Below are 19429 nucleotides of genomic sequence, written 5' to 3' on the forward strand. Positions count from 1 at the left end.
CGGAAGTTAAGCTCTCTAGCGCCGATGGTAGTTGGGACCTTGTCCCTGTGAGAGTAGGACGTCGCCAAGCAACTAAAAACACAAGTCATTTGACTTGTGTTTTTTTGTATTGTTAAAAAGAATGGGAAAGAAGTAATGGAAATACAAACACGTTGCCCAAGAGTTAATCATATTATATAAAAGATGGGTGTATATTTTTCTGTAAATTGTTAAGGATTAGAAGTATAAAATAGGTTCACTTAAATAGGGAGGGAAGATTATGAAATTACAAAGTGAAGTTTGTATTGTTTGTGAGACAAAAAGAAAAGAAGGTATATATGTTTATAATAATTTAATATGCCATGAATGTGAAAAGGATATGGTGAATACAGAGACAGATGATCCGAAATATATATATTATTTAAAGCAGCTTCGAAAATTAGAAGTATCATATTTTTAAATAGGCATATGCCTATTATTTTTTTTGTTCTGTATAATAGATAGAGAATGAATAATAAGGAAGAGATGTAGATGAATCAAAATCGTATGCCTTTATATGAGGCGTTAATAGAGTTTAAAGAAAGAGGGCCGTTATCCTTTCATGTTCCTGGTCATAAGAATGGTTTAAACTTCCCTCAGGAGGCAATAAGAGAGTTTAAAGGTATTCTATCTATTGATGTAACTGAATTAGCAGGACTAGATGATTTGCATAGTCCGTTTGAATGTATAGATGAGGCACAACAATTATTGGCTGAAGTTTATAATACAAAGAGAAGTTATTTTTTAATTAATGGTTCAACAGTCGGGAACTTAGCAATGATTTTGTCTTGTTGCGGGGAACATGATATTGTTCTTGTACAAAGAAATTGTCATAAATCAATTATTAATGGTTTAAAACTTGCGGGAGCAAATCCCATTTTTTTAGATCCATGGATTGATGAAGCTTATAACGTACCAGTGGGAGTTCGTAATGAAATTATTAAGAACGCAATTGGAAAGTATCCAAATGCGAAAGCACTTATTTTAACGCATCCTAATTATTATGGTATGGGGATGGATCTAGAGGCAAGCATCGCTTTTGCACATGCACATAAAATCCCTGTTTTGGTAGATGAGGCACATGGGGCACATCTATGTTTGGGAGAACCATTTCCGAAGTCAGCATTAACATATGGTGCAGATATTGTAGTTCATTCTGCACATAAAACATTACCCGCAATGACAATGGGTTCCTATTTACATATAAATAGTCATTTAGTAGACGAAGATAAGGTTACTACTTATTTAAGTATGCTACAATCTAGTAGTCCATCGTATCCAATTATGGCTTCCTTGGATATAGCACGCTTTACAATGGCGCGTATAAAAGAAGAAGGTCACAGTGAAATTGTTGAGTTTTTACGAAGATTTAAGGAACAATTACGTTCTATTCCCCAAATCACCATTTTAGAATATCCGTTGCAAGATGAGTTAAAGGTCACCGTACAAACTCGTTGTCAGTTATCAGGGTACGAATTACAGTCTGTATTTGAAAAGGTCGGTATATATACAGAGATGGCTGATCCGTACAATGTCCTATTTATTTTACCCTTACAAGTAAATGAGGGATATATGAAGGTTATAGAGATGATCCGAGTAGCATTGCAACATTATGAGGTGAAAGACAACAGGGAATCTATTCGTTATACTTATAATGGTGAATTCTCTCTTTTACCGTATACGTATAAACAACTAGACGGATATGAAACAAAGATAGTATCTATAGAAGAGGCTGTTGGAATGATAGCGGCGGAAATGGTGATTCCGTATCCACCTGGAATTCCATTAATTATGTATGGAGAGAGAATTACTTCAGAGCATAAAGAGCAAATTATGTATTTAGAAAGAGCAGGAGCTCGTTTTCAAGGTAATACGAAATATATGAAAGTGTATGATATAGAAAGTAGGTTTTAGGATGAAGGGATTATTTGTAACAATTGAGGGCCCAGAAGGTTCAGGTAAAACAACGTTAATTAAAAGCTTATTGCCATATTTTGAACAAAAAGCACAGAAGGTAATGGCGACAAGGGAACCAGGCGGTATTGCAATTTCTGAGGATATTAGGACGATTTTACATAAACAAGAATATACGATGATGGAAGCACGTACAGAAGCGCTTCTTTATGCTGCTGCGCGCAGACAACATTTAGTAGAAAAAGTTATGCCAGCACTTAATGAGAACTACCTCGTGTTATGTGATCGTTTTATAGATAGCTCTTTAGCATACCAAGGCTATGCAAGAGGATTGGGTATGGATAAGGTATTTGAAATAAATCGTTTCGCAACAGAGGACTGTATGCCTAGTTTAACAATTTATCTAGACATTGAGCCTGAGGTTGGTTTGGCTCGGATTGAAAAAGATGCAGGACGTGAAGTAAATCGACTAGATATGGAAGATATCTCTTTCCATAAACGTGTGCGCGAAGGGTATTTACAAGTTGTAGAACGTTTCTCGGATCGTATTGTATTGGTAAATGCTGATCAACCGATGGAAAAACTTATAGAAGAAGTTGTTCAGATTATAGAAGATAAATTGTTATAATAGAAGGAAAGAATGAAATAAGTGAGGTATGCATTATGACGAAGACGTGGGAGCAGCTTTCTGCTATACAACCCATCGGTGTAAAAATGTTGATGAATAGCATTGCAAAAGAGCGTATATCCCACGCTTACTTGTTAGAGGGAGGGAAAGGGACAGGAAAGTTTGCGACAGCAATTCAAATGGCAAAGAGTTTCCTCTGTTCTGAGCGGAATGGAGTAGAGCCCTGCCATGTATGTACAAACTGTAAGCGAATTGATTCAGGTAACCACCCTAACTTACATATTGTAAAACCAGACGGATTATCTATTAAGAAGCAGCAAATTCATGATTTACAAGAAGAGTTTTCCAAAACAGGATTAGAGGCAAATAAAAAAATATATATTATTGAGCACGCAGATCGTATGACAGCAAATGCGGCAAATACACTTTTGAAATTTTTAGAAGAACCAAGTAGTGATACAACTGCTATTTTACTTACTGAACAAAGTCATCAAATTTTAAATACGATTTTATCTCGCTGCCAAGTTGTTACGTTTAGACCGTTACCTACGGAATCTTTAATTAGAAGATTACAGGATGAAGGGATTACAGCATCTTTATCGACACTTGCTGCTCAACTTACAAATAGTTTTGATGAAGCTTTAGCTTTATGTAGTGATGAATGGTTTGCACAAGCACGAGCTTTAGTGATAAAATTATGTGAAGCGCTCGAAAAAGATAAAACCTCTATTTTTTTTGTACAAGAAAAATGGGGAAAACACTTTGGAGAGAAAGAACAATTACAGCAAGGTTTAGATATGTTACTCCTTATTTATAAGGATTTATTATATGTTCAACTTGGAGAAGAAGATCGTCTTGTTTTTCATGAGCAGAAAGAGATGTTTGAATCGTTTTCCTATGCTCAGAAGCGCATTGTATCAGCTCTCTTTAATATATTAGAGGCAAAAAATAGAATCAACGCTAATGTAAATGCGCAGCTTGTGTTCGAACAGTTAGTGTTGCGGTTGCAGGAGGGATGACCGTTTTGTATGATGTAGTAGGTGTTCGCTTTAAGAAGGCCGGAAAGGTATATTACTTTGATCCAAACCAGTTCGATATCTCTGAAAATGAGTTTGTCATTGTAGAAACGGTAAGAGGTATTGAATACGGAAAAGTAGTTATTACCAAAAAACAAGTTGATGAAAACGATGTTGTATTACCGCTAAAAAAGGTTATTCGTATTGCAAATGAAAATGATCGTACCATTGTTGAAGAGAACAAACATGCTGCCAAAGAAGCATATCAAGTCTGTCAACAAAAGGTAGTAGAGCATAATCTTGATATGAAACTTGTAGATGTAGAGTATACATTCGATCGTAATAAGATTATTTTCTATTTTACTGCGGATGGTCGGATCGATTTCCGCGAACTAGTGAAGGACTTAGCCGCAATTTTTAGAACAAGAATTGAACTAAGACAAATTGGTGTTCGTGATGAAGCGAAGATGCTAGGTGGTATTGGTCCATGTGGTCGTATGCTTTGTTGTTCTACTTTTTTAGGGGATTTTGAACCTGTATCCATTAAAATGGCAAAGGATCAAAATTTATCATTAAATCCTGCAAAAATCTCTGGTTTATGTGGTCGCTTAATGTGTTGCTTAAAATATGAGAATGATGAATATGAGGCAGCAAAGGAACAACTTCCTGATTTAGATCAACGTATACAAACCCCGCATGGTACTGGCCGTGTTATCGGATTAAATATTTTAGAAAGATTAATTCAAGTGGAACTAGTAGACAAGGAACGGATAGTAGAATATACGTTAGATGAGTTAGTGAATAAAGGGGTCGTTTCGAGTCAAACCACAGATTAATGAGGTGGGTGCTTGTGGAGAAAAAAGATATTTTTGAATCGGTTTCTAGTATGGAAGAGCAAATTGGACATTTATATAAACAGTTGGGAGAGTTAAAACAGCATCTTGCAGAGTTGTTGGAAGAAAACCAGCATATAAAAATGGAAAATAACAATTTGCGACACCGTTTTGAAGAAGTGCAGAATAAAGAAAAACAAAAAACTCAAAAACGTAAAGAAGTGAAGCCGAAAACAGATATTGGTGAAGGCTATGACAATTTAGCGAGACTATATCAAGAAGGTTTTCATATTTGCAATCTACATTATGGAAGTGTACGTAAAGAGGGAGATTGTTTGTTCTGTCTTTCATTCTTAAATAAAAAGTGAAATTACCTTTCCAATTATAATTGGAAAGGTAATTTTTTATACATGAAATAGGGTAGGTTAAGGGTAAGAAAAGGAGCAGTATATGAATTTATATGAAGATGAACGTTTAGATTACTTATTAGCACAAGACATGAAGATTATACAAAGCCCATCAGTATTTAATTTTTCTTTAGATGCCGTTTTACTCGCAGATTTTGCATGGGTACCAATTCAAAAGGGAAATTTACTTGATTTGTGTACAGGTAACGCGGTTGTTCCCCTTCTATTAAGTACAAGAACAAAAGGAAATATTACTGGTGTGGAAATTCAAGAACGCTTATATGATATGGGAGTAAGAAGTGTTCAATACAATGGGTTGGAAGAAAGAATTCACCTCATACATGGAGATTTGAAAGATATGCCAGAGAAACTTGGGCGTCATCAATATGATGTTGTTACATGTAATCCACCATATTTTCAAACACCTCAAACTTCAGAGAAAAATATGAATGAACATTTAGCGATAGCTCGTCATGAAATTATGTGTACATTAGAAGATGTTGTATCTGCAAGTAGTCAGTTAGTAAAACAAGGTGGGAAAGTAGCGTTTGTACATCGTCCAGGGCGATTACTAGACATTGTCACATTAATGCGTAAATATAAAATTGAACCAAAGCGTGTGCAATTTGTTTATCCTAAGGTTGGAAAAGAAGCAAATACATTGTTAATTGAAGGAATTAAGGATGGAAATGCAGATTTGAAAATTTTACCGCCTCTCGTTGTATATGAGAACAATAACGAATATACAAAGGAGCTACGTTCAATTTTATATGGAGGAGAATAAGCACTTTTTTTATGTGGTAGAGTGCTCTGATGGAAGTTATTATGCTGGATATACAAACCATATAGAAAAGAGAATTCAGACTCATAATAGCGGCAAAGGGGCTAAGTATACACGCGTCAGGCTTCCTGTCGTTTTAAAATATGTAGAGGCCCACGATGATAAGCGTACAGCTATGCAAGCGGAGTATTACTTTAAGCAATTAACGAGAAAACAAAAAGAGGCATATATGCAAAAAGGAGAACGCTATGTGGCAACAAAAAAGCTTTCAACAAAATGAAAAGGGAGTTTTATATTTAGTACCAACTCCTATTGGAAATCTAGAAGATATGACATTTCGTGCAATCCGAATTTTAAAAGAAGTTGATTTAATTGCTGCTGAAGATACGAGACAAACGAAAAAACTTTGTAATTATTTTGAAATTGAAACACCTGTCACGAGTTATCATGAGCACAATAAAGAAGTAAGTGGGAAGAAACTATTAGAGAAATTAGAGGATGGAAAGAATGTAGCACTTGTTAGTGACGCTGGTATGCCGTGTATTTCTGATCCAGGTTACGATATTGTCGTTGAGGCAGTAGCTGAGCAATATCATGTAATTCCGCTTCCTGGAGCAAATGCAGCCCTTACAGCATTAATTGCATCCGGTCTTGAAACAAAGCAGTTTTATTTCTATGGTTTCTTGCAGAGAAACAAAAAGGAACGGAAGATGGAGTTAGAAAAGCTTCGTTATGTACAAACTACAATGATGTTTTATGAAGCACCTCATCGTTTAGATGATACTTTAATTTCGATGCAGGAAGTGTTGGGAAATAGAGAGATTGTATTATGTCGAGAGTTAACGAAAAAATTTGAGGAATTTATTCGAGGAACAATCGAAGAAGCAATTGAGTGGACGAAGCAAAATGAAGTACGTGGTGAGTTTTGTATTTTAGTAGCTGGTTCAACAGAAGAACCTGCTCCAGAAGAACAATGGTGGGAATCTCTTTCGGTATATGATCATATTGAATATTATATAAATGAAAAAAGTATGAATTCAAAAGAAGCGATTAAAACAGTCGCTAAAGATCGAGATTTGTCGAAAAGAGATGTATATCAAATCTATCATGTCGATAAAAAATAAGCTTCTCATAATTGAGAAGCTTATTTTGCTGTTTCGATATAATCTTGAAGTTCGTTTAAGATTTGCTCAGCGCCTTCTTTGCTTAAGATGATTTTACCTTCAGCTAAAGAAAGGTTACCGTCAGATACTTCACCAGTTACTTGGCAAGTCATGTTTGGTTTATATTTCTTTAAGATGATTTTTTCGTCATCAACATAGATTTCAAGAGCGTCCTTTTCTGCAATACCTAAAGTACGGCGTAATTCGATTGGAATTACTACACGACCTAATTCATCAACTTTACGAACAATACCAGTAGATTTCATAATTTTTTTCCTCCTAAATAAATAGTTTATAAGTTTCGAGTCTATTTTTAGATTCGTCATTTTTCGACAAAATACCCTATGGACATATGATACCAATCATTTACATTTCCGTCAATTCTTAAATTCTATATTTTTTAAAAAGATTTATAGATTTCTTATTTCTTATATATAATAGATTGAGAGGAAATTCCACTTTTAATTTATTATTTTCTGAAAAAATAATAAATTAAAAGTGGATATTGTATATTTTTTTGAAATATGAGCAATAGATGATAAAGATATTGAGCATTAAGACCTAAATTGAAAATTAGGTTGGCGTAAAGAAGATAAGTTAGATTTGGGCTGCTCGTAAAAGCCCAATTAACGTGGGCTAATAATTAGTGGGGAGGAACAAAAACCCTACTGATTAAAGTTTCACTTTATATATGAGTTTTTGATATACTGTTTATAAATACATATGAGGTTATTCGGGAGGTCCAAAACAATGACAGAGGAAAATAAGTCCTTTTATATTACTACCCCAATTTATTATCCAAGTGGAAAATTACACATTGGACATGCTTATACGACAGTAGCAGGAGATGCGATGGCACGATATAAGCGTATGCAAGGTTATAATGTGCATTATTTAACAGGAACTGATGAGCATGGACAGAAGATCCAAAAGAAAGCAGAAGAGTTAAATATTACGCCACAGGCATATGTTGATAACATTGTTGCAGGAATTAAAGAGCTTTGGGAGAAGATGGATATTTCTTATGATGATTTTATTCGTACAACTGAAGATCGTCATAAAGATGTTGTCGAAAAAATCTTTAAACAATTAGTAGATCAAGGTGACATTTATCTTGATGAATATGAAGGTTGGTATTCTGTACAAGATGAGACGTTCTATACAGAGCATCAATTAGTAGATCCAATTATGGAAGGCGACAAAGTAGTTGGAGGAAAAAGCCCAGATAGTGGTCATGATGTAGAACTTGTTCGTGAAGAATCTTATTTCTTTAGAATGGGTAAATATGTCGACAGACTATTAAAGTTCTATGAAGATAATCCACATTTCATTCAGCCGGAGTCTCGTAAAAATGAAATGATTAATAATTTTATTAAACCGGGATTAGAAGATTTAGCAGTTTCTCGTACTTCATTTGACTGGGGAGTTCGTGTTCCTGGTAACCCAAAACACGTTATTTACGTATGGGTTGACGCATTATCTAACTATATTACGGCGTTAGGTTATGGAACAGCAAATGAAGAGAAATATAAAAAATTCTGGCCTGCAGATGTGCATTTAGTTGGGAAAGAAATTGTTCGTTTCCATACAATTTATTGGCCGATAATTTTAATGGCATTAGATTTACCTCTTCCGAAGAAAGTCTTTGCTCATGGCTGGATTTTAATGAAGGATGGAAAGATGAGTAAGTCAAAAGGAAACGTAGTAGATCCAGTTACATTAATCGATCGTTACGGATTAGATGCATTACGTTATTACCTACTTCGTGAAGTTCCATTTGGATCTGATGGCGTATTTACACCAGAAGGATTTGTGGAGCGTATTAATTTCGACTTAGCAAATGACTTAGGTAATTTATTAAATCGTACAGTAGCTATGATTGATAAGTACTTTAACGGAGAAATCCCTGCATTTAAAGCAAATGTGACGGAATTTGATGAAACGTTAGTAGCGTTTGCACAAGATACTTTGAAAAAAGTAGAAGAAGCAATGGAGAATATGGAGTTCTCTGTAGCGTTAGGATCTATTTGGCAACTAGTTAGTCGTACGAATAAATATATTGATGAAACACAACCATGGGTATTAGCAAAAGATGAGAATGATCGTGAAAAGTTAGCCTCTGTAATGGCTCATTTAGCAGAAGTACTTCGTCAAACAGGTATTATGCTTATGCCATTCTTAACAGTAGCACCAAGCAAGATGTTTGCTCAGCTTGGCCTTACTGATGAAGCTCATAAATCTTGGGAAAGTCTATCTACAATTGGCTGCATTCCAGCTGGAACAAAAGTAGAAAAAGGAACCCCAATTTTCCCTCGTTTAGAAATGGAAGTGGAAGTAGAGTACATTAAAGAACAAATGAAAAGCTCTGTTCCTAAAGTAGAAGAGAAAAAAGAAGAAGAACCGAAGGCAGAAGAAATTACAATTGATGATTTCTTTAAAGTAGAATTACGCGTAGCTGAAGTACTATCTGCTGAACCTGTGAAAAAAGCAGACAAGCTGTTAAAAATTCAACTAGACTTAGGTACAGAAAAGCGTCAAGTTGTTTCTGGAATTGCAAAATTCTATTCGCCGGAAGACTTAAAAGGTAAAAAGGTTATTTGTGTAACAAACTTAAAACCTGTAAAATTACGCGGTGAATTATCGCAAGGTATGATTTTAGCGGGTGAAGAGAATGGCGTATTGTCATTAGCATCAATTGACCAGAATCTACCAAATGGTACAAAAATCAAGTAATTAAGACAAGAAAAGAGATGTTTCACGTGTAACATGTGTGAAGCGTCTTTTTTCTTTTTACACTCTCTATTTTTGCATTAAGATTGTAGTATTGTTATCGTTAAGTTATTAAAGAACTTATTTTTGTAGAATAAACTTGATTTCAATATAAAAGGAGTTATGTATTATGTTGTTTGATACACATTCACATTTGAATGCAGAGCAATTCGAAGGAGATTTGCAAGAGGTTATTGCCCGAATGAAAGAAGCGGGAGTTACTTATACAGTTGTTGTTGGTTTTGATGAAGTAACGATAAAAAAGGCGATGGAATTAGCTGAAGCTTATGATTTTATTTACGCTGCGGTTGGGTGGCACCCAGTTGATGCAATTGACATGACAGAAGAACATTTAGCTTGGTTAGAAGAACTTGCTTCTCATCCTAAAGTCGTTGCACTTGGAGAAATGGGCTTAGATTATCACTGGGATAAGTCTCCAAAAGAAATACAGAAAGAAGTATTCCGTAAACAAATTGCATTAGCGAAAAAAGTAAAATTGCCGATTATTATACATAACCGCGATGCAACTCAAGATATTGTTGATATTCTAGAAGAAGAGAATGCAGCTGAAGTAGGAGGCATTATGCATTGCTTTAGCGGCAGCGTAGAGGTAGCAGAGCGATGTGTTGATATGAACTTTTTAATTTCGTTAGGTGGACCAGTTACATTTAAAAACGCTAAGAAGCCGAAAGAGGTTGCTACGGAGATTCCATTAGAGAAATTGTTAATAGAGACGGATTGTCCGTATTTAACACCGCATCCATTTCGAGGGAAACGAAATGAACCGAGTTATGTAAAACTCGTAGCAGAAGAAATTGCGAATTTAAAAGGAATTTCTTATGAGGAAGTAGCAGAAATGACAACTAAAAATGCAAAAGTTTTATTTGGTGTTGAATAAAAAAGAATGGGGAAACCTGTTCTTTTTTATTTTGAGAAAAACTAGTAGAAGTGATGAAGAAAATAAATGTGAATGATGAAGTGTTACAATAAGGACAGAGAACAAAGATTTTTCTATTCTATTTTTTAAAATATAAGAATGGGGAAAATAATAATGGAAAAGTCGTCATTTTTTTGTTTTACTAAGTAGAGACGAAATGAGTGTGGAGGCAAGCATGAAAATAAAAGAGATTATCGTTGTAGAAGGTAAAGATGATACAGTTGCGATTAAGCGTGCTGTTGATGCGGATACAATTGAAACGAACGGTTCAGCAATCGGTGATCATGTTATTGAGCAAGTTAAATTAGCGCAGCAAAAAAGGGGCGTTATTATTTTCACAGATCCGGATTATCCTGGAGAGCGTATTCGAAAAATTATTTCTGACAAGGTTCCTGGCTGTAAGCATGCCTTTTTACCGAAGGAAGAAGCGCTTGCTAAAAGGAAAAAGGGTGTTGGGATCGAACACGCTTCTAATGAGTCGATTCGCCGCGCTCTAGAGAATATACATGAAGAAATGGAAGCTTACACAAGTGAAATTAGTTGGAGTGATTTAGTCGATGCAGGCTTAGTGGGCGGAGAAATGGCAAAGAGCCGCAGAGAAAGAATGGGTAAGCTATTAAAGATTGGTTATACAAATGCAAAACAGTTACATAAACGATTACAGATGTTTCAAGTTTCAAAGGAATCATTTGCAGAAGCTTATAAGCAAGTAATACAGGAGGAAAAAAAATGAAGGATATCGCAACGCCAAATCGTACAAAAGACATTGTTGAAAAGTATGGATTTTCATTCAAAAAAAGTTTAGGACAAAACTTTTTAATTGATACAAATGTATTAAATCGTATTGTCGATCATGCAGAAATTGGTTCAGAAAGTGGTGCAATTGAAATTGGACCAGGTATTGGTGCATTAACAGAGCAATTAGCAAAGCGTGCTAAAAAAGTAGTGGCTTTTGAAATTGATCAAAGACTATTACCAATTTTAGATGAGACGTTAGCGCCATATGGTAACGTTACAGTTATTAATAAAGACGTACTAAAAGCAGATGTACATGAAGTATTTAATGAGCAATTTGAAGAAGGGCAAGATGTAATGGTAGTAGCTAACTTACCATACTATATTACAACGCCAATTTTATTTAAATTGCTTGAAGAAAAGTTACCAGTTCGTGGATTTGTTGTTATGATGCAAAAAGAAGTTGGAGATCGTTTAGCTGCTAAACCTGGAACGAAAGAGTATGGTTCTTTATCGATTGCTATTCAGTATTATACAGAGGTTGAAACAGTTATGACTGTACCGCGTACAGTGTTTGTACCACAGCCAAATGTTGATTCTGCAATTATTCGCCTTCTAAAGCGTCCGAAACCGGTTGTAGAGGTAACAGATGAAACGTTCTTCTTTGAAGTAGTACGAGCAAGTTTCGCACAGCGCCGTAAAACTTTAATGAATAATTTATCAAATAATTTAAATGGTTTCCAAAAAGATAAGGAGTTATTGGATCGAATTTTAACAGAAGTAGGAATTGATCCAAAGCGAAGAGGTGAAACGCTATCTATTGAAGAGTTTGCAACATTAAGTAATGCATTAGTTCTTCATAAATTATCATAAGAATATGAAAGGGACAGTTCAAGTTGAACTGTCCCTTTTGTCACCTTTCTTCCCCTAAATTCATACTTTAAAAACAGGTAAGATGGCCTAATGAGTTTGGAGGTAGGAGAATGGTTTTGCATGTTGGAGAATTAGTGGAACGATATTCTCATAAGAGGGATATTCTTTTTCGTATTATAGAAATAAAAGGTGAGATAGCTATATTGTTTGGAGAGGAAATTAGACTGGTGGCGGATGCGCCGCTTGAAGATTTAATTAGTATAGATCAAAGAGAACATAAAAAAAGGGTGAAGCGTGAGAAAGAAACAATGGAGCGCACGTATCGTTTGTTTCAACAAGATTATGTACTGATGAAACAAAGACATGAACATACTTCAACTGGTGGATACACAAGTGAGGTGAATTATTTTCAAATGCCGGGACGTGTATTGCATATAGATGGAGACCCTTTATATTTGCGCAAGTGCTTAGATTTATATAATAAAATTGGCGTTCCTGTTCAAGGTATTCATTGTAAAGAAACGGAGATGCATGAAAAAGTAGTAGACTTAATAGATCACTTTCGCCCAGACATTCTCGTTATTACAGGGCATGATGCATATACAAAATCAAAAGGAGTGAAGGGAGATTTAGCGGCATATAGGCATTCAAGACATTTTGTACAGGCTGTTCGTGAAGTGCGAAAAAAATATCCATCATTGGATCAACTTGTTATTTTTGCTGGGGCATGTCAATCACATTTTGAGGCACTAATTCGTGCAGGGGCCAATTTCGCTAGTTCACCATCTAGAATTAATATTCATGCACTAGATCCTGTATATGTAGTTGGTAAAATTAGTTTTACTTCATTTATGGAGAGAGTCAATGTATGGGATGTCGTACGTAATACAATTACTGGTGAAAAGGGACTAGGTGGAATTGAAACGAGAGGGATTTTACGAACGGGATTACCTTTTCAACATTACGAAGAGTAAGCAGGATACATATGTATCTTGCTTTTTTGTATGGAAGGATTTAAATGAATTTGGATAAAAAGAGGTAAGAACGTGCAGACTACGTAATGATACTTTTACAATATAGTATTTCTTCTATCTATTCAAACGCAGGATGATATTAGCTGTGAATCGCGGTTAATAATTAGGATAGATATATCGTGCTTTAAGTGTTCAATCTAAATTACAGCGAGGTGTAGCGAAGTATATGTCAAAACGTTTAGATGAAATTAAAAGCGAATTAGATCACCATCTTGGACAGCGACTTATGTTAAAAGCAAATAGTGGAAGAAGAAAAACTGTGGAGCAATCAGGTGTACTAGCAGAAACATACCGTTCCGTTTTTGTTGTACAATTAGATCAACAAGAAGATGCGTTGCAACGTGTATCTTATAGTTATGCAGATGTTTTAACAGAGACAGTAGAGTTAACATTTTATGGAGACCCTCATAATGAGGTCATTTTATAATCCGTACATCATTACATATATTCCCATAAATGAAAAGCTATATTATTTTGCATACTAACTATACCGTAGCAAAATAAGGAGGGACTCTGCATTGAGTAGACGAAGAGGTGTCATGTCAAACCAATTTAAAGAAGAGCTAGCAAAAGAGCTTGGCTTTTATGATGTTGTTCAGAAAGAAGGATGGGGCGGAATTCGTGCGAAAGATGCTGGTAACATGGTGAAACGTGCTATAGAAATTGCAGAACAGCAATTAATGAAACGAAACCAGTAGTTGTAAGATACTTTCTATGCTACGGTAGCCGAGGAGACATTCCTCGGCTTTTTGTACTCTAAAAGGTGCCATCATTTTACATAAGTAGTTTCATTCTGAATGCTTTTCGTTATAATTAGGGAAGTGTCATCGTCTTACTATAAATTTATGGTAAAATAAACGATAAAAGATTGAGTACATAGAGTGGGTGAATAGATTGAAGCTACTAGTGAAAGCACCAGCAAAGATTAATCTGTCGTTAGATGTACTGGGAAAAAGACAAGACGGATATCATGAAGTGAAAATGATTATGACAACCATTGATTTAGCAGATCGTCTAGAACTAACGGAATTAGCAGAAGACCGTATTGAAATTTTATCCCATAATCGGTATGTCCCAGACGACCAACGAAATTTAGCTTATCAGGCAGCGAAATTATTAAAAGAGAAGTTTAATGTAAAAAAAGGTGTATCTATTACTATTGAAAAAACGATTCCAGTAGCAGCTGGATTAGCAGGTGGAAGTAGTGATGCAGCAGCGACATTACGTGGTCTTAATAAATTATGGAATTTAGGGCTTACAATTGATGAGTTAGCAGAGCTTGGCGCAGAAATTGGATCAGATGTATCGTTCTGTGTATACGGAGGCACAGCAATTGCCACTGGAAGAGGAGAGAAAATTGAGCATATAAAGACTCCGCCTTCTTGTTGGGTTATTTTAGCGAAACCACATATAGGTGTATCTACTGCTGATGTGTATGGAAATTTAAAGTTAAATCGAGTTACACATCCAAATGTAGATAAAATGGTTGATGTCATAAATTCTGGTGATTATAAAGGAATTTGTGATACTGTTGGTAACGTTTTAGAAGATGTAACATTTGGAATGCATCCTGAAGTTGCCCGTATTAAATCACAGATGAAGCGATTTGGAGCGGATGCTGTATTAATGAGTGGAAGTGGTCCAACTGTATTCGGACTTGTACACCATGATTCACGAATGCATCGCATTTATAACGGATTAAAAGGATTTTGTGAACAAGTCTATGCGGTACGTTTATTAGGAGAGCGAGAAACGCTTGAATAAAGACGTATAATAAGTTATGATTTGTTTAGAATATTCGTGATTTGAGGTGAGAGTATGAAAATTAGAAGAAGTACAAGATTAGTCGATATGACTTATTACTTGCTACAAAACCCTCGTCAGCTAGTATCTCTCACTTTTTTTGCTGAAAGGTATCAATCGGCTAAGTCTTCCATTAGTGAAGATTTAGTTATTATTAAGCAAACGTTTGAACAACAAGGGGTCGGCACATTGCAAACGATACCAGGAGCAGCAGGAGGAGTGAAATATATACCGTATATAAGTGAAGAAGAGGCAGATCTAATTATTGATGAGCTTTGTGGCTTATTTGAAAACCCAGATCGTATTTTGCCTGGCGGTTACTTATACATGACAGATTTATTGAGTAATCCTCGCCATATTAATGGCGCAGGTCGTTTGTTTGCTTCTGTTTTTGCTAGGCAACCAATTGATGCAGTTATGACGGTGGCAACGAAAGGGATTCCACTTGCTTATGCAGTGGCAAATTACTTAGATGTACCAGTTGTAATTGCAAGGAAAGATAATAAGGTAACAGAAGGTCCGACTGTTAGTATTAACTATGTGTCGGGTTCTTCTAAACGAATTCAAACAATGACGTTAGCAAAACGCAGTCTTCCAGAAGGGTCGAATGTTTTAATTATTGATGACTTCATGAAAGCTGGCGGAACAATTCAAGGTATGATGAGTATGTTAGAAGAGTTCAAGGCTAATGTTGTTGGTATTGGTGTATTAGTAGAATCCACAGATATTGAAGAACGATTAATTAATAATTTTGTATCATTAATTCGTCTATCGGAAGTTGATGTGAAAGAAAAAACGATTCAAGTGGAAAAAGGGAATTATTCTCTTGCGCCATTTGATGAAGGGCTTGTAGAGGCGGAATAAAAGATAGAGCAGATAGCTCTATCTTTTTTTATTTTATTTATAGATTATAAAATAGGTGGACAAACTGCCTTTCGTACACTATTTTTAAAGAGTAAAATAAATAATAAAAGGGTGAAAAGTATGAAAGTTGTTCAAACAAGCAAGGCACCACAAGCAATTGGACCTTATTCACAGGGGATTATTGTAAATAACATGTTCTATAGCTCAGGACAAATTCCATTGACGGCAAATGGGGAGCTTGTAACAGGAGATGTAACAGTACAAACAGAACAAGTATTTCAAAATTTACAAGCGGTATTAGAGGAAGCAGGTGCTTCATTTGATACAGTCGTAAAAACAACAGTATTTTTAAAGGACATGGATGATTTTAATGCTGTGAATGAAGTATATAGCTCTTATTTCTCTACTCATAAACCAGCTCGATCTTGTGTGCAAGTAGCAAAATTACCGAAAGATGTTTCCGTTGAAATTGAAGTAATCGCCCTAGTTAAGTAACCTTTTGTAAGCGATAACCTCTACTAATCTCTATATTCAACTACATTAAAAATTTTTATCTTAAAAATTTTTAAAAAATTAAAGGGAAAATAGAAAATTTGTGGAATTTATACAAATATATCGCTTATTTAGAAAAGGGTGGTGAACACAAGATGGAAGTGACTGACGTAAGATTACGCCGCGTAAACACAGAAGGCCGCATGAGAGCAATTGCCTCTATTACTCTAGACCATGAATTTGTTGTTCATGATATTCGTGTAATTGATGGTAATAATGGATTATTTGTAGCAATGCCAAGTAAACGTACTCCAGATGGAGAGTTCCGTGACATTGCACATCCAATTAATTCTGGTACACGCTCTAAAATTCAAGATGCGGTTTTAACAGAGTATCATCGTTTAGGCGAGTTAGAAGAGGTTGAGTTTGAAGAAGCAGGTGCTTCGTAAAATTCGAATGAAAAGGGCTTTTGACAAAAAGCCTTATAATTTTGTAGCAAACTCCTGTAAGCATTTACAGGAGTTTGTTTTTTTTGCTTTATATTTGGAAACTGCATAATTTATTAACATAAAAAGAAGAAACTACTAATTTTTTCAAAATCATTTTAAATAGTATAGCTTATTTCTTAAAAAAGATACTAAAGAGTAAAACATCTTATAAGAATTATGGTAAAATTTAATAGTTAAAATGTGTTTCTTGAAATATATGATGATTTAGGATAATATCTTTAATGGATAAATAGGTTGCGATGGAGGGTCTATATGTCAAACAGATTTGCAGTGATTCTAGCTGCAGGTAAAGGCACACGTATGAAGTCTAAGCTATACAAAGTGCTGCATCCTGTATGTGGAAAACCTATGGTACAACACGTAGTCGATCAAGTATCTCAATTAGGATTGCAGAAACTTGTAACGGTTGTTGGACATGGTGCTGAAATGGTACAAGAACAGCTAGGGAACGTAAGTGAATTTGCATTACAAGCAGAACAACTTGGTACAGCACATGCTGTAGATCAAGCTGCAAGTGTACTTGCAAATGAAGAAGGAACAACTTTAGTTATTTGTGGTGATACGCCTCTAATAACTGCTGAAACAATGGAAGCATTACTTCAGCAACATAAAGAAGCAGGAGCAATGGCGACGGTGCTAACAGCATACATAGAAGAGCCTGCTGGATATGGCCGTATTGTTCGTAATGAGAATGGTCATGTTGAAAAGATTGTTGAGCATAAAGATGCAAATGAGAAAGAATTAGCTATTAAAGAAATCAATACAGGTACGTATTGTTTTGATAATAAGGCTTTATTTGCTTCACTTTCTAAAGTTTCAAATGATAACGTGCAAGGTGAATATTACCTTCCAGATGTTATTGAGATTTTAAAAAATGAAGGTCATATCGTATCAGCTTATCAAACAGAGCAGTTCGATGAAACGTTAGGTGTTAACGACAGAGTCGCTCTATCGCAAGCGGAAATTATTATGAAAAATCGTATCAACCGAAAGAACATGGTAAATGGTGTTACAATTATTGATCCAAGTAACACTTATATTTCTGCTGATGCAATTATCGGTAGCGATACAGTTCTTCATCCAGGAACAATTATTGAGGGGAACACTGTAATTGGTTCTGATTGTGAAATTGGACCGCATACAGTAATTCGCGATAGTGAAATTGGAGATCGTACGACAATTCGACAATCTACTGTACATGATAGTAAGCTTGGTACAGAAGTATCGGTTGGTCCATTTGCACATATTCGCCCAGATTCAGTTATTGGAGACGAAGTACGCGTTGGAAACTTCGTGGAAATCAAAAAAACTGTCTTTGGTAATAGAAGTAAAGCTTCACACTTGAGTTATATCGGGGATGCACAAGTTGGAGAAGACGTGAATCTTGGTTGTGGTTCAATTACGGTGAACTATGACGGTAAGAATAAATTCAAAACTGTGATTGGTAATGGGGTATTTATTGGATGTAATTCAAACCTTGTTGCTCCAGTAACAGTTGAAGATGGTGCTTATGTGGCGGCAGGCTCTACAATTACAGAGAATGTTCCATCAAAAGCATTATCGGTAGCACGTGCACGTCAAGTTAACAAAGAAGACTATGTTGATCAATTGCTGAATAAGAAAAAATCATAATAATGTGGAGGGTTAATCTAGATGTCGACTCAATATCTAAATTCTAATTTGAAAGTATTCTCTTTAAACTCTAATAAGGAACTTGCTGAGCAGATTGCAAAGCATATTGGAGTAGGACTAGGAAAATGTTCTGTTGATCGTTTTAGTGATGGAGAAGTTCAAATTAACATTGAAGAAAGTATCCGTGGTTGCGATGTATTCATTATTCAATCTACAAGCTTCCCAGTAAACGAACATATCATGGAATTACTTATTATGATCGATGCATTAAAACGTGCATCTGCGAAAACAATTAATATTGTTATTCCTTACTATGGTTATGCGCGTCAAGACCGTAAAGCGCGTTCTCGTGAACCAATTACATCGAAACTTGTAGCAAACTTGCTTGAAACAGCAGGTGCAACTCGTGTAATCACTCTAGATTTACATGCTCCACAAATTCAAGGGTTCTTTGATATCCCAATCGACCACTTAATGGGTGTACCGATTCTTTCTGATTACTTTGAAACAAAAGGTCTTAAAGATATCGTAATCGTGTCTCCTGATCATGGTGGTGTAACTCGTGCGAGAAAAATGGCAGATCGTCTAAAAGCGCCAATCGCTATTATTGATAAGCGTCGTCCTCGCCCGAACGTTTCAGAGGTAATGAATATTATCGGTAATATTGAAGGCAAAACAGCGATTTTAATTGATGACATCATTGATACAGCTGGTACAATTACATTAGCAGCAAACGCTCTTGTTGAGAACGGTGCTTCTGAAGTATATGCTTGCTGTACACACCCAGTATTATCTGGTCCAGCAATTGAGCGTATTCAAAATTCAAATATTAAAGAGTTAGTTGTAACGAACTCTATCGTATTACCAGAAGAGAAGAAAATCGACAAAGTACATGAACTTTCAGTTGCTCCATTAATCGGAGAAGCAATCATTCGTGTATACGAAGAAGAATCTGTGAGTGTATTATTCAATTAATTGGATAGAATGAGACGTAACCAAAATTGGTTACGTCTTTTCGTAT

The 19429-nt window shown here is 35.5% G+C and carries 23 protein-coding genes; 22 read left to right on the forward strand and 1 reads right to left on the reverse strand.

The window, feature by feature from the left end; genetic code table 11:
• Nucleotides 1-259 precede the first annotated feature (259 nt).
• From ACS2QP_RS25270 to rsmI, 9 genes are all read left to right on the forward strand, one after another.
• Complete coding sequence (locus tag ACS2QP_RS25270) at nt 260-439, forward strand: sigma factor G inhibitor Gin (protein WP_000776278.1); 180 nt, start codon at nt 260-262, stop codon at nt 437-439.
• Between the two features lie 71 nt (nt 440-510).
• A complete protein-coding gene (locus tag ACS2QP_RS25275; protein ID WP_326235420.1) occupies nt 511-1932 on the forward strand; it encodes an aminotransferase class I/II-fold pyridoxal phosphate-dependent enzyme in 1422 nt (473 codons plus the stop codon).
• A 1-nt stretch (nt 1933) separates the two neighbouring features.
• The gene (gene tmk / locus ACS2QP_RS25280; RefSeq protein ID WP_000677218.1) at nt 1934-2560 is read left to right on the forward strand and encodes a dTMP kinase; all 627 of its coding nucleotides are present in this window, start codon (nt 1934-1936) and stop codon (nt 2558-2560) included.
• A 35-nt stretch (nt 2561-2595) separates the two neighbouring features.
• Entirely contained in the window at nt 2596-3579 is a 984-nt protein-coding gene (holB, locus tag ACS2QP_RS25285; RefSeq protein WP_000169561.1) for a DNA polymerase III subunit delta', read from the forward strand.
• 5 nt (nt 3580-3584) lie between these two features.
• Nucleotides 3585-4412: a PSP1 domain-containing protein gene (locus ACS2QP_RS25290; protein ID WP_000272429.1), complete on the forward strand. Its 828-nt coding sequence runs from the start codon at nt 3585-3587 to the stop codon at nt 4410-4412.
• Nucleotides 4413-4426: 14 nt separating this feature from the next.
• Nucleotides 4427-4777, forward strand: a complete 351-nt coding sequence (gene yabA / locus ACS2QP_RS25295; RefSeq protein ID WP_000412063.1) for a DNA replication initiation control protein YabA — start codon at nt 4427-4429, stop codon at nt 4775-4777.
• A gap of 82 nt (nt 4778-4859) precedes the next feature.
• The gene (locus ACS2QP_RS25300) at nt 4860-5600 is read left to right on the forward strand and encodes a tRNA1(Val) (adenine(37)-N6)-methyltransferase (RefSeq protein ID WP_438882957.1); all 741 of its coding nucleotides are present in this window, start codon (nt 4860-4862) and stop codon (nt 5598-5600) included.
• On the forward strand, nt 5587-5877 hold the full coding sequence (locus ACS2QP_RS25305; protein ID WP_438882958.1) for a GIY-YIG nuclease family protein: 291 nt from the start codon (nt 5587-5589) through the stop codon (nt 5875-5877). Before ACS2QP_RS25300 ends, ACS2QP_RS25305 begins: the two co-directional genes overlap by 14 nt.
• On the forward strand, nt 5846-6721 hold the full coding sequence (rsmI, locus tag ACS2QP_RS25310; RefSeq protein WP_000267821.1) for a 16S rRNA (cytidine(1402)-2'-O)-methyltransferase: 876 nt from the start codon (nt 5846-5848) through the stop codon (nt 6719-6721). Before ACS2QP_RS25305 ends, rsmI begins: the two co-directional genes overlap by 32 nt.
• 20 nt (nt 6722-6741) lie before the next feature.
• Here the strand turns inward: rsmI and ACS2QP_RS25315 are convergent, their stop codons facing one another.
• The gene (locus ACS2QP_RS25315) at nt 6742-7026 is read right to left on the reverse strand and encodes an AbrB/MazE/SpoVT family DNA-binding domain-containing protein (protein ID WP_000843036.1); all 285 of its coding nucleotides are present in this window, start codon (nt 7024-7026) and stop codon (nt 6742-6744) included.
• Between the two features lie 484 nt (nt 7027-7510).
• Between ACS2QP_RS25315 and metG the strand changes: the two genes are divergently transcribed.
• The 13 genes from metG (at nt 7511) to ACS2QP_RS25380 (ending at nt 19383) form a co-directional block, all read left to right on the forward strand.
• Nucleotides 7511-9493 carry a methionine--tRNA ligase gene (gene metG, locus ACS2QP_RS25320; protein ID WP_438882959.1) on the forward strand — a complete coding sequence of 661 codons (1983 nt, stop codon included), beginning with the start codon at nt 7511-7513 and terminating at the stop codon, nt 9491-9493.
• A gap of 166 nt (nt 9494-9659) precedes the next feature.
• On the forward strand, nt 9660-10427 hold the full coding sequence (locus ACS2QP_RS25325; protein WP_000895851.1) for a TatD family hydrolase: 768 nt from the start codon (nt 9660-9662) through the stop codon (nt 10425-10427).
• A gap of 214 nt (nt 10428-10641) precedes the next feature.
• Nucleotides 10642-11199 carry a ribonuclease M5 gene (gene rnmV / locus ACS2QP_RS25330; RefSeq protein ID WP_000692835.1) on the forward strand — a complete coding sequence of 186 codons (558 nt, stop codon included), beginning with the start codon at nt 10642-10644 and terminating at the stop codon, nt 11197-11199.
• Nucleotides 11196-12074: a 16S rRNA (adenine(1518)-N(6)/adenine(1519)-N(6))-dimethyltransferase RsmA gene (rsmA, locus tag ACS2QP_RS25335; protein ID WP_438882960.1), complete on the forward strand. Its 879-nt coding sequence runs from the start codon at nt 11196-11198 to the stop codon at nt 12072-12074. Before rnmV ends, rsmA begins: the two co-directional genes overlap by 4 nt.
• A 110-nt stretch (nt 12075-12184) precedes the next feature.
• Entirely contained in the window at nt 12185-13048 is an 864-nt protein-coding gene (yabG, locus tag ACS2QP_RS25340; RefSeq protein ID WP_000242868.1) for a sporulation peptidase YabG, read from the forward strand.
• 226 nt (nt 13049-13274) lie between these two features.
• The gene (veg, locus tag ACS2QP_RS25345) at nt 13275-13535 is read left to right on the forward strand and encodes a biofilm formation stimulator Veg (RefSeq protein ID WP_000044347.1); all 261 of its coding nucleotides are present in this window, start codon (nt 13275-13277) and stop codon (nt 13533-13535) included.
• 91 nt (nt 13536-13626) lie between these two features.
• Nucleotides 13627-13806 carry an acid-soluble spore protein SspF gene (gene sspF / locus ACS2QP_RS25350; protein ID WP_002094215.1) on the forward strand — a complete coding sequence of 60 codons (180 nt, stop codon included), beginning with the start codon at nt 13627-13629 and terminating at the stop codon, nt 13804-13806.
• Between the two features lie 196 nt (nt 13807-14002).
• Complete coding sequence (gene ispE / locus ACS2QP_RS25355) at nt 14003-14872, forward strand: 4-(cytidine 5'-diphospho)-2-C-methyl-D-erythritol kinase (RefSeq protein ID WP_000772104.1); 870 nt, start codon at nt 14003-14005, stop codon at nt 14870-14872.
• A gap of 54 nt (nt 14873-14926) precedes the next feature.
• Nucleotides 14927-15775, forward strand: coding sequence for a pur operon repressor (gene purR / locus ACS2QP_RS25360; RefSeq protein ID WP_000702466.1), 849 nt, complete (start codon nt 14927-14929; stop codon nt 15773-15775).
• Nucleotides 15776-15895: 120 nt separating this feature from the next.
• Complete coding sequence (locus tag ACS2QP_RS25365; RefSeq protein WP_000869815.1) at nt 15896-16270, forward strand: RidA family protein; 375 nt, start codon at nt 15896-15898, stop codon at nt 16268-16270.
• A 152-nt stretch (nt 16271-16422) separates the two neighbouring features.
• The gene (spoVG, locus tag ACS2QP_RS25370; RefSeq protein WP_000454041.1) at nt 16423-16716 is read left to right on the forward strand and encodes a septation regulator SpoVG; all 294 of its coding nucleotides are present in this window, start codon (nt 16423-16425) and stop codon (nt 16714-16716) included.
• A gap of 312 nt (nt 16717-17028) precedes the next feature.
• Nucleotides 17029-18408, forward strand: coding sequence for a bifunctional UDP-N-acetylglucosamine diphosphorylase/glucosamine-1-phosphate N-acetyltransferase GlmU (gene glmU, locus ACS2QP_RS25375; RefSeq protein ID WP_000071039.1), 1380 nt, complete (start codon nt 17029-17031; stop codon nt 18406-18408).
• 21 nt (nt 18409-18429) lie between these two features.
• On the forward strand, nt 18430-19383 hold the full coding sequence (locus tag ACS2QP_RS25380) for a ribose-phosphate diphosphokinase (protein ID WP_000107420.1): 954 nt from the start codon (nt 18430-18432) through the stop codon (nt 19381-19383).
• The last annotated feature ends 46 nt before the right edge of the window (nt 19384-19429 follow it).

Source organism: Bacillus cereus group sp. Bce019, assembly GCF_051781745.1.
Lineage (GTDB): Bacteria > Bacillota > Bacilli > Bacillales > Bacillaceae_G > Bacillus_A > Bacillus_A cereus.